Below are 14,426 nucleotides of genomic sequence, written 5' to 3'. Positions count from 1 at the left end.
GAGATTGCATGCGTCAGGCGCAGGAACGGGAATTCCACAGCTTCGACCAGGTACCGCTGTTCTACCGGTACTGGGCGGGCACCACCGCAACCCCGGCCACCCGGGCCATCGTGCTGCTGCACCGCGGCCACGAGCACTCCGGGCGCGTCACCCACCTGGTCGATGAGCTGGACCTGCCCGACACCGCCTTTTTCGCCTGGGATGCGCGCGGCAATGGCCGTTCGCCGGGTGCGCGTGGCGATGCACCGGGCTTCCCGGCGCTGGTGCGCGACCTGGACAGCTTCATCGCCCACATCGGCGCCGAGCACGGCATTGCGGTGGAAGACATCGTGGTGATCGCGCAGAGCGTAGGGGCGGTGGTCGCCGCGACCTGGGTGCACGATTACGCGCCACGCCTGCGTGCGCTGGTGATGGCTTCACCGGCGTTCAAGGTGAAGCTGTACGTGCCGTTCGCGCGGCCGGGCCTGGCCTTGATGCAGAAGCTGCGCGGCAACTTCTTCGTCAACAGCTACGTCAAGCCGCAGTGGCTGACCCATGACCCGGCGCGGGTGGAAAGCTACCGTACCGATCCGCTGATCACCCGGCCGATCTCGGTGCGCGTGCTGCTGGGCCTGTACGAAGCGGCCGACCGCATCGTGGCCGATGCGCAGGCGATCAGCGTGCCGGTGCAGCTGCTGGTGTCCGGCTCGGATTTCGTGGTGCACCGTGGCCCGCAGGATCGCTTCTATGAGCGCCTGTCCAGCCCGATCAAGGAGCGGGTGCACCTGCCGGGCTTCTTCCACGACACGCTGGGCGAGCGCGATCGGGCACCGGCACTGGCGCGCATCCGCAGCTTCATCCAGGCGCGTTTCGCCGAACCGTTGCGCGAGCTGTCACGGCGCGACGCGCACCGCCATGGGCCGACCTTCGAAGAGTCGGAGATACTGGCCTGGCCACCGGAACGCAACAGCCTGGCCGACCTGCGCTGGCGCGTGGTACGTGGCGGCCTGCGCTTCGGCGGCACGCTGTCCGAAGGCATCGCGCTGGGCCTGCAGACCGGTTTCGATTCCGGTAGCACGCTGGACTACATCTACCGGAATGAGGCGCGCGGCAAGGGCCCATTGGGGCGGATGGTCGACCGCAACTACCTGGATGCGATCGGCTGGCGTGGCATCCGCGTGCGTGGCCAGCACCTGCAGGAACTGCTGCGCGACGCCGCACAGCGCCTGCGCGGGCAGGGCACGCCGGTGCGGGTGCTGGACGTGGCCGCCGGCCATGGCCGCTATGTGCTGGAAGCACTGGGCCAGGGCGAGCAGCGCGCCGACCGCATCGTGCTGCGCGACTTCAGCGATCTGAACGTGACCCAGGGCCAGGCGTTGATCCAGCGCCTGGGCGCGGCCGACATCGCGCGCTTCGAGCAGGGTGATGCGTTCGACCCGGCACAGCTGGCCAAGGTCGATCCAGCGCCGACGCTGGCGGTAGTCTCGGGCCTGTACGAACTGTTCCCCGACAACGACGCCGTGCTGCGCTCGCTGCAGGGCATTGCCGCAGCGGTGCCGGTGGGTGGCTACCTGGCCTATACCGGCCAGCCCTGGCACCCGCAGCTGGAATTCATTGCCCGTGCCTTGACCAGCCACCGCGGTGGCGCGGCGTGGGTGATGCGCCGCCGTACCCAGCAGGAGATGGACGAACTGGTGCGCCTGGCCGGGTTCGAGAAGGTGGCGCAGCGTATCGACGACTTCGGCATCTTCACCGTATCGCTGGCGCGCCGGACCGCGTGATGGCGACGCTCGCCGCATCCCCACTGGCCGCAGAGGGGCGCCCCTGGCGGCGCGCCCTGTTGTGGCTGGCCCTGCTGGGTCCGTTCTTCTTCGCCAGTTATGGCTTCGCCAACTGGATGGCCGGCCGCCACGCTACCCTGCCGGTGATGGCGTTCGGCTGGGAGACCCGCATCCCGTTCGTGCCATGGACGATCGTGCCGTACTGGTCGATCGACCTGTTCTACGCGGTCTCGTTCTTCCTGTGCCGGCAACGGCTGGAGCTGGACCGGCACGCATTGCGGCTGTTGAGCGCACAGCTGATCGCCGTGAGCTGCTTCCTGCTGTGGCCGCTGCGCTTCAGCTTCGAGCGTCCGCAGATCGGCGGTGTGTTCGGCTGGCTGTTCGATGTGCTGCTGGGCTTCGACAAGCCGTTCAACCAGGCACCGTCGCTGCACATCGTGTTGCTGATCGTGCTGTGGGTGAAGTTCGCACAGTACCTGCACGGCGTGTGGCGCTGGGTGCTGCATGTGTGGGCGCTGCTGATCGGCGTGTCGGTGCTGACCACGTTCCAGCATCATTTCATCGATATCCCGACCGGCCTGCTGGCCGGCTGGTTGTGCGTCTGGCTGTGGCCGGAGCAGGGCACGCCACCGCTGCGTGCATGGCGCACGGCACGTGATGCCAAGCGCTGGCGCCTGGCGGGGGTGTACCTGCTGGGGGCCGCTGTGCTGCTGGTGCCGGTGGTGCTTCTGCGTGGCGCCGCGTTGTGGCTGCTGTGGCCGGTGGTGTCGCTGCTGCTGGTGGCGCTGGCCTATGCCGGGCTGGGTACCGCGGTGTTCCAGAAGCGCGCCGATGGTCGCCTGACCATGGCGGCACGCTGGCTGCTGGCGCCGTACCTGGGCGCAGCCTGGGTCAATTCGCGGCTGTGGACGCGGCGTGCGCCGCAGCCGGTGCCGGTGATGGATGACGTGTGGCTGGGACGCATTCCCTGTGCTGCGTTGCCAACACCGCTGGTCGGCGTGGTCGATACCTGTGCTGAACTGTCCTGCCGCGCGCCGGGCGCGGCGTATGCCAGCGTGCCGATGCTGGACCTGGTGGTGCCCACGCCGGAACAGCTGCGCGAGGCGGCCGATGCCATCGAGCGTCTGCGCGTGCAGGGGCCGCTGCTGGCGTGCTGCGCGCTGGGCTATTCGCGCAGTGCCGCCAGCGTCGCCACCTGGCTGCTGCGCAGTGGTCGTGCCGCCGATGCGAACGCGGCAGTGGCGATCGTGCGGGCTGCACGCCCCGGCATCGTGCTGCACGCGGCGCATCTGCATGCCATCACTGCTGCGGCAGGAGCGCGCGCATGAGCACGGTTCCCGATCTGGTGACCATGCAGCTGCTGCTGCGCCAGGGGCGTTGGCCGGCGCTGCTGTCGCTGGGGATGTTGCTGGTGGCACTGCTGCTGCTCGGCACCGAGCCGGGGCTGGCGATGATCGCTGCCGGCCTGTTGCTGCTCAGTGTTGCCGCGGGCATCGCACAGGCCTACCACGCGTGGCGGGTGGGGCTGGATGCCAGCCTGCTGCAGCTGCTGCGCGATGAAGGCCTGGAGGGCGAAGCCGCCGCGCGCCGCATCGATCAGCTGCTGCACGACAGTGGCCTGCGCCGCGCGTCGCCCGATGCGCCACTGCGTGGCTGGGATGCGCGCTGGTCCGGCATGCGCCGCCTGCTGCTGCGCCAGTACCTGCTGACCGCAGTGCAGTTCGCACTGCTGGTGCTGGCCGTGGTGTGGCCGCAGACGTGAATGGGAGTGACCGATGTTTGCCGAACTGATTGCCCGCGCCTGCAGTGGCGCGATCCATGTGGTGACCGGCGCACGCGCGCTGTGGATCGGTTGCGCGCCGTCCAGCGAGCGCCGCGTGTACTACGGTAACCACGCCAGCCATGGTGACTTCGTGCTGATCTGGTCATCGATGCCACCGGCACTGCGGCGCCAGGTGCGCCCGGTGGCCGCGGCCGAGTACTGGCAGCGTGATGGCCTGCGTCGCTACCTGATCGATGCGGTGTTCAACGGTGTTCTGGTCGAGCGCGAGGCCGGCCATCGCCAGCAGGACCCGTTGCAGGTACTGCGCGATGCGGTGGACGAAGACTGCTCGCTGATCCTGTTCCCGGAAGGCACGCGCAATATCGGCGATGAACCGCTGTTGCCGTTCAAGAGCGGCATCTACCATCTGGCGCGGCAACGGCCGGAGCTGGAGTTCGTGCCGGTATGGATCGACAACCTGAAGCGGGTGATGCCGAAGGGGCGGTTCCTGCCGTTGCCGCTGCTGTGCACGGCCACCTTCGGCACGCCGCTGCGGCTGCAGGCCGACGAGGACAAGGCCGCATTCCTGGCCCGCAGCCGGCAGGCGCTGCTGGACCTGGCGCCGAATGGAGGTCGTGCATGAGTTTCGTGCTGGATGTATCTGGCGATCTGGCAACGCAGAGTGTCGGCCAGCAGACCGGCCTGCTGTTTGCCGGCGTCGGCGCGGTGCTGGTGCTGGCCACGCTGGTGGCCGAGACCCTGCGCTGGCGCCAGCGCGGTCAGCCCAGCGCGGTGATCGCCAACCTGGTGTCGCGTATCCGTGCATGGTGGGTGATGGCGATCGTGGTCGGGCTGGCGCTGTTCTTCGGTCGCGCCGGGGTGATCGTGCTGTTCGCGATCATTTCGTTGTTCGCGCTGCGCGAGTTCATCACCCTGGCACCGACCCGTTCAGGCGACTACTACGCGCTGCTGGCTGCGTTCTACATCGTGCTGCCGTGGCAGTACTACCTGGTGTGGATCGACTGGTACGGCATGTACACGCTGCTGATCCCGGTCTATGCGTTCCTGTTCCTGCCGATCCTGTCGACCATCGGTGGCGATACCACGCACTACCTGGAGCGCACCGCGAAGGTGCAGTGGGGGTTGATGATCTGCGTGTTCTGCATCTCGCACGTGCCGCTGCTGCTGAACCTGCACGTGCCCGGTCACGACCCCTCGCGCAACGTGCTGCTGTTCGCCTTCCTGGTGATCGTGGTGCAGTCCTCGGACGTGTTGCAGTACATCTGGGGCAAGCTGCTGGGCCGGCACCTGATCGCGCCGAAGCTGTCGCCGTCGAAGACGGTGGAGGGCTTCGTGGGTGGCGTGCTGAGCGCCAGCGCGCTTGGGGCGGCGCTGTGGTGGATCACCCCGTTCACGCCGCTGCAGGCGTTCGGCCTGTCGCTGCTGATCAACCTGATGGGATTCTGGGGCGGCCTGGTGATGTCGGCGATCAAGCGCGACCGTGGGATCAAGGACTGGGGCCACATGATCGAGGGCCATGGCGGCATGCTCGACCGGCTCGATTCGGTGTGCTTCGCCGCGCCGGTGTTCTTCCATGTGGTGCGGTACTACTGGAAGGCGGGCGGCGGCGGGTGATCCCGCCGGGGCTGCATCCACGCATGGCGTGGATCTACCGGTAGTGCCGGCCGCTGGCCGGCAACTGCGACATCCTGCCATCGTTCATGGGGTTGCCGGCGAGCGGCCGGCACTACCCGCGCGCGCTCAGGCGCTGATGCCGTATTCCTTCAGTTTCTTGCGCAGGGTGGCGCGGTGGATGCCCAGCATCGCGGCGGCGCGGCTCTGGTTGCCTTCGCAGTGGTTGAGCACTTCCACGAACAGCGGGATTTCCATCTCGCGCAGCACGATCTCGTAGACATCGTCCGCGTCGCAGCCATCAAGATCACGCAGGTAGCGGCGCACGGACTGGGCGACGTGTTCACGCAGCGGTGGCCGGGGAGCGCCACGACTGTTGTCAGGACGAGAGAGGACAGCGTTCAAGGGGGTTCCCGATTCGGTTGGCCCGTGCGCGCGGAGCGCGCGGCCGGACGAGGTGGTGGCGGCCAGTCTAGCGCGAGCGTGCCCGACCTGCCACGGCTGGTCGCCTCTACCCTGGTCAGAGGAAGTCGAAGGTGAATGCGACGGTGGACGCGGCGGGCTCCTGCACGCGGAACGCGATGCGCGCACTCTGGCCCGGTTCCAGCACGGTCGTGGCCGGGCTTTCGCCAAGGTATTGCGCGGGCGTGAACACGCCGCTGCCGATCACCCGGCCATCGGCATCGGACAGTGACAGGCGCAGGTCCGGCCAGGCCTGTGCCCAGCGCGCATCGTTGCGGATGCTGGCCTGCACCTGCAGCACACCGGCCTGGCCGGGCAGGGGGCGGATCTCGCGGCTGGTCATGGTGAACGCGGTCGGCTCGTGCCAGGCCGGCAGGCTGCAGCGCAGCACGCCGCACAGTGCGCCCAGCCAGGTGCGGTTGCCGGCGTCGGCGGCCAGTCGCGCACGATCGGCCAGCACGCTCTGCAGTACCAGCAGCAGTGCCAGCCCGGCGACCAGCACCCAGTGCCAGCGCGGCGTCGGCAGCGCGCGCGGCCGCGAAGTGCCCAGGAAGCTCGGCGCATCGCCGGCCACCGCCTGCGCGGCCGGGACGGCAAGGACGGGTTCGATCACGGTCGCTTCGTCGAGGATGACGGTGTCATCGAGCTGTCGCGTCTCCGCCATCGGCGGCAGCGCCGCGTCGACCGGGTCCCCGGACTTCGCGGCAGGGATGTCATGCGCCGACGGGTCGGGCGTGCGCGCGTCGGTCGCAGGTGCGGCCTCGCCTTCCGACGCGGGGCGCAGGAAGGTGGCCAAAGGGCGGCGCGGCGGGTTCGGCTCGGACATGCTCAGGGCGCGGGCTCGGATCCAGCGGTCATTCAATCACGATCAGGCGCGGCGCGTGCCGGTGATGCGCATCCAGTCGCCATCCTGGGTGGCCTGCAGATCGTCGAACCACGCGGCATAACGCTGCAGCAGTTCGCCTTCCTGGCCCTGCAGGATGCCCGACAGGGCGATGCGACCGCCGGCGGCGACGCGTGCGGCCAGCAGCTCGGCCAGCGCATCCAGCGCCGAGGCAAGGATGTTGGCGACCACGATCGGGTAGGTGGCGACCGGTTCGTCCTGCGGCAGGTACACCTGCATGCGGGCCTGCTCGCCATTGCGCTCGGCATTGTCGGCGGTGGCGACCAGCGCCTGCGGGTCGTTGTCCACGCCGATCGCTTCGGCGGCGCCCAGCTTCAGCGCGGCCAGCGCGAGGATGCCCGAGCCGCAGCCGAAGTCGAGCACGCGCTGGCCCTGCAGCTGGCCGTCCACGGCCAGCTGGTCCAGCCAGCGCAGGCACAGGGCGGTGGTCGGGTGGGTGCCCGAGCCGAAGGCCAGGCCCGGGTCCAGCCGCACCACGGCGGCATCGGCGGCCTGTGCAGCGTCCGGCAGTTCATGGTTCCACGGCACGATCCAGGTGCGGCTGCCGAAATCCATCGGCTGGAACTGGTCCAGCCATGCGCGCTCCCAGTCTTCGTCTTCGACCGCGCGGAAGCTGCCATTGCTCCAGTCCAGTTCCGGGTCGAAGGATTCCAGGGCGGCCAGCAGCAGCAGCGCATTGCTGTCGGCGGGGAACAGCGCGCTCAGCACCAGGGTGTCCCACAGCGGCGTTTCCCCCACGCCGGGTTCGAGGATGGCCTGTTCGTTGCTGGTGTCGGCTTCGGCATCAAGCAGGGTCACGGCCAGTGCGCCGACGTCCTCCAGCGCATTTTCATAGCGGGGCTGGGTGGCTTCGGTGCAGCGCAGGGTCAGTTCCAGGAACGGCATGGCGGTGGGGACAGTCGCGGGAAAGGGGGCAATGCTAGACCATCGGGGCGTCTCCGTATTGCCTGAGATGCCGCTTTGAGATGAATGGGGGCAGTTCAGACAGGCCTGCCGGGCCTTGCTAAACTCGGCGCTTTCCTGTGTGCCGTGAACGCTCACCACCGCCGATGGCCTTCGCTCCGACCCTGAAAACCTGGTTGCTCGTGCTGCCGGCGGTGGCCGTGCTGGGCGTGGCCGGGTATCGGGCCAGCGGCCATGCCGCGGGCGTGGCGTCGACGTCGGCGTCGCCGGACCTGCCGCTGGCCATGGCCAGCCGTGACGGCGGAGCGCCGCTGCCGGTGGTGCCGGAAGCCCTGGCGCGGCGGCTGGCGACTTTCGAGCGCGGCAACACGCTGCCGTCGGGCCTGCCGCTGGACCTGCGCGCCGACATCGAAGACGCCAGCGACCTGTATGCCTACGCCCAGCGCCTGCGCGCACAGGCCGACACCGGCAATCACGAGGCGCGCTGGATGCTCAGCCGCGTCTATGACTATTGCGCGCAGTACGCACTCGATCCGGGTGGCTACCGCCTGGACAACAACGTACTGAGCGGGTTGGGCCTGACTGCGGCGCCGGCGATGATCGAGGCACGCGAGCGGGTGGCACAGCGGTGTGGCGGTTTCGTGCCGGGCGACAAGCTGGGCGCGGCGCTGGTGCTGGCCGAACGCCGCAAGGCGGCCGCGCAGGGCAACCTGGCCGCGGAAGCGTCGCTGTTCGCCGAGGGCGAGCCCTTGCATGACAGTGCCGAGTACCGCCGCGACCTGGTCGAGCGCGTGCGCACCTCGCGCGACCCCGAGGCCTACATGGCCATCGCGCCAGGCATGGGCGTGCGTGCGGCCGGTGACCGCGCGCTTGACGGGCTGGTGGCGGGTGAGCAGCTCAGTGAACTTGCATGGCGGCTTGCGGCCTGTGAACTCGGCCTGGCCTGTGGAGCGGACAGCGTGCTGGTCAACAATTTTTGTGCGAACGGAGGGATCTGTTCGCAGGATGGAGCGCAGGATTTCCGGGATTTCGTGTATGACGCTGCGGTATCGCGGCAAGGTGCTGGGAAAATGAAGGAATGGATCAAGCGATTGGTTGGAAAGAGGGACGGGCGATGAATTACCGTCGATTCCTGCATGGGGCCAAGTTCTGGTTCTGGGTGGCGCTGTTCGTGGCCTACTCGGCTGGGGCGGTTGGCCTGCTGATGATCGATACCTACGAGGACCGCTACCGGCATCTGTCGAAGGTGGAGCTGACCACGGTGAAGGCGCAGGAAGACGTGCGCCGCGCCGGTGCCAGCCAGGTCGCTGCGGTCTACCGCGCGCAGAGTGGCATGCCATTCGCTTCACTGCCGGCCGGCAGCACCTTCCAGGTGGTGTGGCCCGATGGTTCGACCGAAACCATGGTGATCGTCGATCCGACCTCGCCCAATGGCGTGCGGCCGCTGGCCCATTCGCAGATTCCGGCCGACGTGGCCGACAAGCGCTGACGTGCTCGCTGTGGAGCCGAGCCCATGCTCGGCTGTGCTTGGCGGCAAGCCGAGCATGGGCCCGGCTCTACAGGAACAGAAAAGGGCGGGGATATCCCCGCCCTTTTCATGTCCGGCACCTGGCGCCGATCAGGTCAATGCGATCGGCTTGTTCTTGCGCTCGGCCAGGCGCTTTTCCAGGTAGTGGATGTTCTGGCCACCGGCCTGGAAGCCCTTGTCACGCATGATCCGCTGCTGCAGGGCGATGTTGGTCTTGATGCCATCGACCACCATTTCGCTCAGTGCCACCCGCATGCGGGCAATGGCGGTTTCGCGGTCCGGGCCGTGCACGATCAGCTTGCCGATCATCGAGTCGTAGTTCGACGGCACGCGGTAGCCACTGTAGATGTGGGTGTCCACGCGCACGCCGGGGCCACCCGGCGGATGGAAGCCGGTGATGGTGCCCGGGCTCGGCACGAAGGTTTCGGCGTCTTCGGCGTTGATGCGGCACTCGATGGCATGGCCGGTCAGCACCACGTCGCTCTGCTTGATCGACAGCTTCTGGCCGGCGGCGATCTTCAGCTGCTCGGCCACCAGGTCGATGCCGGTGACCATTTCGGTGACCGGATGCTCCACCTGGATGCGGGTGTTCATCTCGATGAAGTAGAAGCGGCCGTCCTCGTACAGGAACTCGAACGTGCCCGCGCCGCGGTAGCCGATGCGGATGCAGGCTTCCACGCAGACCTTGCCGATCTGCTCGCGCTGCTCGGCGGTGATGCCCGGCGCCGGTGCCTCTTCCACCACCTTCTGGTGGCGGCGCTGCATCGAGCAGTCGCGCTCACCGAGGTGGATGGCATTGCCCTGTCCATCGGCCAGCACCTGGATTTCCACGTGGCGCGGATTCTCCAGGAACTTCTCCATGTAGACCTCGCCATTGCCGAACGCGGCCTTGGCCTCGCTCTTGGTGGTTTCGATCGAGGTCTTCAGCGACGCTTCGGCGTGCACCACGCGCATGCCGCGACCACCGCCACCGCCGGCCGCCTTGATGATGACCGGATAACCGATCTCGCGGGCGATCTTGGTGTTGGCGACGATGTCCTCGCCGAGCGGGCCGCCCGAGCCGGGCACGCACGGTACGCCCGCGGCCTTCATCGCGCGGATGGCTTCGACCTTGTCACCCATCATGCGGATGGTGTCGGCCTTGGGGCCGATGAAGATGAAGCCGGACTCTTCCACGCGTTCGGCGAAGTCGGCGTTCTCCGACAGGAAGCCGTAGCCCGGGTGGATGGCCTGGGCATCGGTGACTTCCGCCGCCGCGATCAGGGCCGGGATGTTGAGGTAGCTCTGCGGCGACGGCGCCGGACCGATGCAGACCGACTCGTCGGCCATGGCCACGTGCTTGAGGTTGCGGTCGACCGTGGAGTGCACGGCCACCGTGCGGATGCCGAGGGTATGGCACGCGCGCAGGATGCGCAGCGCGATCTCCCCTCGGTTGGCGATGACGACTTTGTCGAGCATGGCGCGCCCCTCAGCCGATCACGAACAGCGGCTGGTCGAATTCCACCGGCTGGCCGTTCTCGCCGAGGATGGCAACGATGGTGCCCGAGGTGTCGGCTTCGATCGGGTTGAACATCTTCATCGCTTCGATGATGGCCAGGGTTTCGCCTTCCTTGACCTGCTGGCCCACGGTGACGAAGGCCGGCTTGTCCGGGGCGGACGAGGCGTAGAAGGTGCCGACCATCGGCGAGCGCAGCACGTGGCCTTCCGGCAGTGCCGGGCCCGGCTTGGCGCTGCCGCCGGTGGAGGCTTCGGTCGGCGACTGCATCGGCATCGCCTGCGGCGCCGGGGCGGCCGGAGCGGCATACACCGGCGCGGCGACCGGGGCGGCATAGCCGGCCACCGGGGCGCGCGACAGGCGCACCGACTCTTCGCCTTCCTTGATTTCGATTTCAGCCAGGTTCGACTCTTCCAGCAGGTCGATCAGCTTCTTGATTTTGCGGAGATCCATGGTGGCCTCTTTGCTCGTGATGTCAGTGTGGTGGAGAGTGCGGTTGCACTCGGTTCAAAGCAGTTCGTAGAACTCGCGCAGCTGCCGCGTACGGTCGCGCGTCTGGGTGATCAGGCATTGCATCTTCGCGGGGTTGCGCGAGGTGCCGTCTGCATTGAAGGCATACACCGCCTCGCAATCTGCATCGCGCAAGGTGATCCAGATGCGCTGGGCCTTCACCAGCTGCTGTTCGGCCGCCGCGCAGCGGCTGCAGCTGCCATCGGTTGCCTGCGCCTTCAGTTCGCCACGCGCCTGCGCGTAGACGGCGTTCAATGCGCTGTCGGCATCATCCAGGCGATCGGAATCGCACATGTCGCGCTCGTAGCCGCCGCTTGCCTGTGCGCAGTCGATGCCCGCGGCCGCGCGCTCGGCAGCGACACTGGCGCCGCACAGACCGGCCCACAGCAGGATGCCGGCAAGCACACGCGGCGGCATCTTCACGCGCTGGCCGCCTGCACGCGCAGCAGCGCCGCGTCCATCGCGTAGCGGTAGCTGTCTGCACCGAAACCGCATACCACGCCCACTGCCTTGTCACTGAAGTAGCTGTGCTGGCGGAACGGCTCACGGGTATGCGGGTTGGACAGGTGGATCTCGATGAACGGCACCGCCACCGCCGCCAGCGCATCGCGCAGGGCGACCGAGGTGTGGGTGAAGGCGGCGGGGTTGATCAGGATGAAAGCGGTTCCGTCGCTGCGCGCAGCCTGCACGCGGTCCACCAGCACATGCTCGGCGTTGGACTGCAGGCGTTCCACGGTGTGTCCGGCGGCCGATGCCTGGGCAGCCAGGGCCTGGTCGATGTCGGCCAGCGTGGTGTGGCCGTAGACCTCCGGCTCGCGGGTGCCGAGCAGGTTGAGGTTGGGGCCGTGCAGGACCAGCAGCTTCGCCATGGGATCCGGAAGACGGGAAAGGGCGGCAGTCTGGCGGAACCGGCGGATGCTGTCCAGTTCGGCGAAGTTTGCAGCGTTTCAATCGCATGTTTGAAATCTACCGGAGTGCTTGCGGCCGTATGGCGGGCGCTGGATCAAGGCGCGCTGAACGTGGTGCTGGACGGGGATGCGCGCACGTAGGCCGACGATGCCGGCATCCACGCCATGCGGGGAGACGGGGTCCGGTGGGCAGCACATTGCGCCTCCACATGGAGTTGTCCGGCACCCGGCCGCTCAGATCTCCAGCGGCACCGTCGGCACCACGTTCGGGAACACCTCTTCCAGCGGTTCCGGCTGCCCGGGCTTCGGCGCCGGCCAGTTGTAGGCATTGACCGGCTGCGCGCGGTTCACCCACAACGCGTAATGCAGATGGTCAGCGCGGCCATCGCCGGTATTGGGGTGGATCAGGATGGTCAGGCCCAGGCTGTTGAGCTGCAGCCAGGGCACCAGCACCGGCAGCAGGTCGTTGGTGAAGCCGAAATAGAACGACGGGGTGACGTGCGGCCCGCGTGGCTCAAGGTTCCAGTTGCCCAGCTCCACAGGGAAGCGCTCGGCGGCCCAGCGCCGCAGCAGCGCGGCCTTCTCGAAGCTGTCCTCGTCGAAGTAGATGTGGGCGTGGTAGCTCTTGATGGCGGTGTAGGCACGTGGCCGGGTGGGCAGCGTGGCCTCGCCGGGGCGCACGCTGGCCGGCCGCGGGGTAGGCTCGCTGGCCGTGGCCTGGCCCCAAGGGCTGCGGCCCTCGGGCGCCGGCGGAACGATGGCGCGGAAGCCGGGTCGCCCGGGTTCGGTGGTGTTCACGGCGTTGTCGCTGCGCGCGGCTGCGGTGGCAGCCGACGCGCTGGCCAGGCCGCCAGCGGCCAGCCCGGCCGACGCGATCAGGCGACGGCGCGCGGGTGAAAGCAGGTCGGCCCAATGGGCGTCATCGTCGCCGGCGTCGATCAGGGTCTGCGGGTCCGGGTGCATCTGGGGCTCCGTGGGGCACTGTGTGGCAGGCAAGCACGCTCGGGCAGCGTGCACGGTGGTGTCCAATAAGCAGCCGGCATCACCTCATGCGCGTTGGCCCACGCCGTGATTGAGTGCCGCCGCAGCGTGGGCTAGGGTGCAGGTCCGCCGCCCGGGAACCCGCCATGACCCCGCTTGATGCCGACACCCAGCGCAAGCGCGCGCGTTTCCGCCAGCTGCATGCGCGAGGTTGTTTCGTGCTGCCCAATCCGTGGGACGTGGGCAGCGCCCGCTACCTGCAGCGGCAGGGCTTCCAGGCACTGGCCACGACCAGTGCCGGCTGCGCCTGGAGTGAAGGGCGGCCGGATGGGGCGGTTTCGCTGCAGGCCACACTGGAACATCTGCGGCTGATGGCGGCCGCGACACCGCTGCCGTTGAACGCCGATTTCGGTGATGGCTTCGGCGCCACGCCACAGGCAGTGGGCGAGGCGGTGGCGGCGGCCATCGACACCGGTATCGCGGCGCTGTCGATCGAGGACGCCAGCGGCGTGGCCGATGCGCCGCTGCGGCCGATCGGGCAGGCGGTCGAGCGACTGTGTGCGGCACGTGCGGCCATCGACCGCGCGGGGGGCGATGTGCTGCTGGTCGCGCGGGCCGAGAATTTCTTCGTTGGCGTGCCGGATCTGCAGGACACCCTGCAGCGCCTGCGCGCCTATGCCGAGGCCGGCGCCGATGTGCTGTATGCACCGGGCATCAGCACGCCCGAACAGATCAGCGCGGTGGTTGCCGCTGCAGGGGCGAAGCCGGTGAACCTGCTGGTGGGTGGACGGACACCGCTGAGCCTGCAGGACATCGCGGCACTCGGCGTGCGACGGGTCAGCCTGGGCGGTGCGCTGGCGCGAGCTGCGTGGGGTGGGCTGATGCAGGCCATCGAGCCGATCTTGCAGGACGGCCGCTTCGATGGCCTGCAGCAGGCGGCTTCGGGCGCGGCGTTGAACGCGCTGTTCCGCTGACACACGCCCAGGCCTGCAATGGATCCAGCCCGGGCGTGGATGGACGCGCGCCTGCGACTACAGCGCTTCCATCCCGCCCCTGGGCAGCGTCACGCCCGGCTCCAGCGCCGGCAGCAGTTGCCGCAGCAGTGCCGGGTTGTCCAGCATCGCCGCGCCGTCCAGATAGCGCCATTGCGTTGTACCGACGCGTCGCACAGCAACCATGAATGACGTGCTGCGCATCGGCGCTTCGCGCACGCGCAGCAGTGACTGGCGCGGTACGAAGCAGACTTCCTCGTCACCGGCCGCATAGGTGCGGCCCGGCACGCCTGCCTCGTCGCTGATGATGGTGACGCCGGCCTTGCGCAGCGCCTTCACGGTGTCGCGGGTCGCCCGCGCATAGGCCTCGTCGCCACCGGCCAGCTGCTTCAGGCTGGGATGGGTACGCGCGATGATCAGCTCGGTATCGCCACGGGCGAAGGCGCCCATCATCGCCTGCACCTCATTGCGCAATGCGGCCGAGTCTTCCGGACTGAGTTCACCGGCCAGCGCGGGCGTAACGTCCATTGCCATCGGCAGGGCCAGCAGAAGGGCAAGCAGATACCGGTGCATCGTCGGGCAGCTCAGT

The 14,426-nt window shown here is 68.4% G+C and carries 17 protein-coding genes; 8 read left to right on the top strand and 9 right to left on the bottom strand.

Going from position 1 to position 14,426, the window contains the following annotated elements:
- Nucleotides 1-8 precede the first annotated feature (8 nt).
- Genes AC5P56_RS02135 through AC5P56_RS02115 form a run of 5 tightly spaced genes read left to right on the top strand, consistent with a single transcriptional unit; the run spans nt 9 to nt 5,157 of the window.
- Complete coding sequence (locus tag AC5P56_RS02135; RefSeq protein WP_049439322.1) at nt 9-1,760, top strand: bifunctional alpha/beta hydrolase/class I SAM-dependent methyltransferase; 1,752 nt, start codon at nt 9-11, stop codon at nt 1,758-1,760.
- 23 nt (nt 1,761-1,783) lie between these two features.
- A complete protein-coding gene (locus tag AC5P56_RS02130; protein ID WP_185741903.1) occupies nt 1,784-3,088 on the top strand; it encodes a phosphatase PAP2/dual specificity phosphatase family protein in 1,305 nt (434 codons plus the stop codon).
- Nucleotides 3,085-3,522 (top strand): hypothetical protein, encoded by a 438-nt coding sequence (locus AC5P56_RS02125; RefSeq protein ID WP_075076466.1) that lies wholly within the window; start codon nt 3,085-3,087, stop codon nt 3,520-3,522. The genes AC5P56_RS02130 and AC5P56_RS02125 overlap by 4 nt, the downstream gene beginning before the upstream one ends.
- Before the next feature lie 13 nt (nt 3,523-3,535).
- Complete coding sequence (locus AC5P56_RS02120) at nt 3,536-4,165, top strand: lysophospholipid acyltransferase family protein (RefSeq protein WP_014648619.1); 630 nt, start codon at nt 3,536-3,538, stop codon at nt 4,163-4,165.
- Nucleotides 4,162-5,157: a phosphatidate cytidylyltransferase gene (locus tag AC5P56_RS02115; RefSeq protein WP_014648618.1), complete on the top strand. Its 996-nt coding sequence runs from the start codon at nt 4,162-4,164 to the stop codon at nt 5,155-5,157. Before AC5P56_RS02120 ends, AC5P56_RS02115 begins: the two co-directional genes overlap by 4 nt.
- 126 nt (nt 5,158-5,283) lie before the next feature.
- Here the strand turns inward: AC5P56_RS02115 and fis are convergent, their stop codons facing one another.
- The 3 genes from fis to prmA form a co-directional block, all read right to left on the bottom strand.
- Nucleotides 5,284-5,559, bottom strand: coding sequence for a DNA-binding transcriptional regulator Fis (fis, locus tag AC5P56_RS02110; protein WP_005419706.1), 276 nt, complete (start codon nt 5,557-5,559; stop codon nt 5,284-5,286).
- A 115-nt stretch (nt 5,560-5,674) separates the two neighbouring features.
- On the bottom strand, nt 5,675-6,442 hold the full coding sequence (locus AC5P56_RS02105) for a DUF3426 domain-containing protein (RefSeq protein ID WP_049407899.1): 768 nt from the start codon (nt 6,440-6,442) through the stop codon (nt 5,675-5,677).
- 42 nt (nt 6,443-6,484) lie between these two features.
- Entirely contained in the window at nt 6,485-7,405 is a 921-nt protein-coding gene (prmA, locus tag AC5P56_RS02100; RefSeq protein WP_014648616.1) for a 50S ribosomal protein L11 methyltransferase, read from the bottom strand.
- A 164-nt stretch (nt 7,406-7,569) separates the two neighbouring features.
- Here prmA and AC5P56_RS02095 point away from each other — a divergent pair, with 164 nt between their 5' ends.
- Together AC5P56_RS02095 and AC5P56_RS02090 are read left to right on the top strand one after the other, a co-directional pair.
- The gene (locus AC5P56_RS02095) at nt 7,570-8,541 is read left to right on the top strand and encodes a hypothetical protein (RefSeq protein ID WP_329768478.1); all 972 of its coding nucleotides are present in this window, start codon (nt 7,570-7,572) and stop codon (nt 8,539-8,541) included.
- Complete coding sequence (locus AC5P56_RS02090) at nt 8,538-8,912, top strand: hypothetical protein (protein WP_032959077.1); 375 nt, start codon at nt 8,538-8,540, stop codon at nt 8,910-8,912. Before AC5P56_RS02095 ends, AC5P56_RS02090 begins: the two co-directional genes overlap by 4 nt.
- Nucleotides 8,913-9,041: 129 nt before the next feature.
- On the opposite strand, the gene accC is transcribed toward AC5P56_RS02090, so the two are convergent.
- From accC to AC5P56_RS02065, 5 genes are all read right to left on the bottom strand, one after another.
- Nucleotides 9,042-10,409: an acetyl-CoA carboxylase biotin carboxylase subunit gene (accC, locus tag AC5P56_RS02085; protein WP_014648613.1), complete on the bottom strand. Its 1,368-nt coding sequence runs from the start codon at nt 10,407-10,409 to the stop codon at nt 9,042-9,044.
- Nucleotides 10,410-10,419: 10 nt separating this feature from the next.
- Nucleotides 10,420-10,899 carry an acetyl-CoA carboxylase biotin carboxyl carrier protein gene (accB, locus tag AC5P56_RS02080; RefSeq protein WP_005419696.1) on the bottom strand — a complete coding sequence of 160 codons (480 nt, stop codon included), beginning with the start codon at nt 10,897-10,899 and terminating at the stop codon, nt 10,420-10,422.
- Between the two features lie 54 nt (nt 10,900-10,953).
- Nucleotides 10,954-11,379 carry a lysozyme inhibitor LprI family protein gene (locus AC5P56_RS02075; protein ID WP_032959079.1) on the bottom strand — a complete coding sequence of 142 codons (426 nt, stop codon included), beginning with the start codon at nt 11,377-11,379 and terminating at the stop codon, nt 10,954-10,956.
- Nucleotides 11,376-11,825 carry a type II 3-dehydroquinate dehydratase gene (aroQ, locus tag AC5P56_RS02070; protein ID WP_032959080.1) on the bottom strand — a complete coding sequence of 150 codons (450 nt, stop codon included), beginning with the start codon at nt 11,823-11,825 and terminating at the stop codon, nt 11,376-11,378. Before aroQ ends, AC5P56_RS02075 begins: the two co-directional genes overlap by 4 nt.
- 273 nt (nt 11,826-12,098) lie before the next feature.
- The gene (locus AC5P56_RS02065; protein WP_014648610.1) at nt 12,099-12,827 is read right to left on the bottom strand and encodes a DOPA 4,5-dioxygenase family protein; all 729 of its coding nucleotides are present in this window, start codon (nt 12,825-12,827) and stop codon (nt 12,099-12,101) included.
- Between the two features lie 164 nt (nt 12,828-12,991).
- Here AC5P56_RS02065 and AC5P56_RS02060 point away from each other — a divergent pair, with 164 nt between their 5' ends.
- Entirely contained in the window at nt 12,992-13,819 is an 828-nt protein-coding gene (locus AC5P56_RS02060) for an isocitrate lyase/PEP mutase family protein (protein WP_049439313.1), read from the top strand.
- Nucleotides 13,820-13,876: 57 nt separating this feature from the next.
- On the opposite strand, the gene AC5P56_RS02055 is transcribed toward AC5P56_RS02060, so the two are convergent.
- Entirely contained in the window at nt 13,877-14,410 is a 534-nt protein-coding gene (locus tag AC5P56_RS02055; RefSeq protein ID WP_169411607.1) for a hypothetical protein, read from the bottom strand.
- Between the last annotated feature and the right edge of the window lie 16 nt (nt 14,411-14,426).

The sequence above is a fragment of the Stenotrophomonas sp. YJH_SMC_131 genome (assembly GCF_059367975.1).
The sequence above is the reverse complement of the archived record's forward strand: the minus strand, read 5'-3'. Positions and strand labels throughout refer to the sequence as shown.

Excerpts from the sequence above, each read along its gene's own strand:
- accB (WP_005419696.1), bottom strand. The coding sequence starts at position 10,899 with ATGGATCTCCGCAAAATCAAGAAGCTGATCGACCTGCTGGAAGAGTCG.
- AC5P56_RS02060 (WP_049439313.1), top strand. The coding sequence starts at position 12,992 with ATGACCCCGCTTGATGCCGACACCCAGCGCAAGCGCGCGCGTTTCCGC.
- aroQ (WP_032959080.1), bottom strand. The coding sequence starts at position 11,825 with ATGGCGAAGCTGCTGGTCCTGCACGGCCCCAACCTCAACCTGCTCGGC.
- AC5P56_RS02120 (WP_014648619.1), top strand. The coding sequence starts at position 3,536 with ATGTTTGCCGAACTGATTGCCCGCGCCTGCAGTGGCGCGATCCATGTG.
- AC5P56_RS02125 (WP_075076466.1), top strand. The coding sequence starts at position 3,085 with ATGAGCACGGTTCCCGATCTGGTGACCATGCAGCTGCTGCTGCGCCAG.
- AC5P56_RS02105 (WP_049407899.1), bottom strand. The coding sequence starts at position 6,442 with ATGTCCGAGCCGAACCCGCCGCGCCGCCCTTTGGCCACCTTCCTGCGC.
- AC5P56_RS02055 (WP_169411607.1), bottom strand. The coding sequence starts at position 14,410 with ATGCACCGGTATCTGCTTGCCCTTCTGCTGGCCCTGCCGATGGCAATG.
- AC5P56_RS02115 (WP_014648618.1), top strand. The coding sequence starts at position 4,162 with ATGAGTTTCGTGCTGGATGTATCTGGCGATCTGGCAACGCAGAGTGTC.
- AC5P56_RS02135 (WP_049439322.1), top strand. The coding sequence starts at position 9 with ATGCGTCAGGCGCAGGAACGGGAATTCCACAGCTTCGACCAGGTACCG.
- accC (WP_014648613.1), bottom strand. The coding sequence starts at position 10,409 with ATGCTCGACAAAGTCGTCATCGCCAACCGAGGGGAGATCGCGCTGCGC.
- AC5P56_RS02090 (WP_032959077.1), top strand. The coding sequence starts at position 8,538 with ATGAATTACCGTCGATTCCTGCATGGGGCCAAGTTCTGGTTCTGGGTG.
- AC5P56_RS02065 (WP_014648610.1), bottom strand. The coding sequence starts at position 12,827 with ATGCACCCGGACCCGCAGACCCTGATCGACGCCGGCGACGATGACGCC.
- prmA (WP_014648616.1), bottom strand. The coding sequence starts at position 7,405 with ATGCCGTTCCTGGAACTGACCCTGCGCTGCACCGAAGCCACCCAGCCC.
- AC5P56_RS02095 (WP_329768478.1), top strand. The coding sequence starts at position 7,570 with ATGGCCTTCGCTCCGACCCTGAAAACCTGGTTGCTCGTGCTGCCGGCG.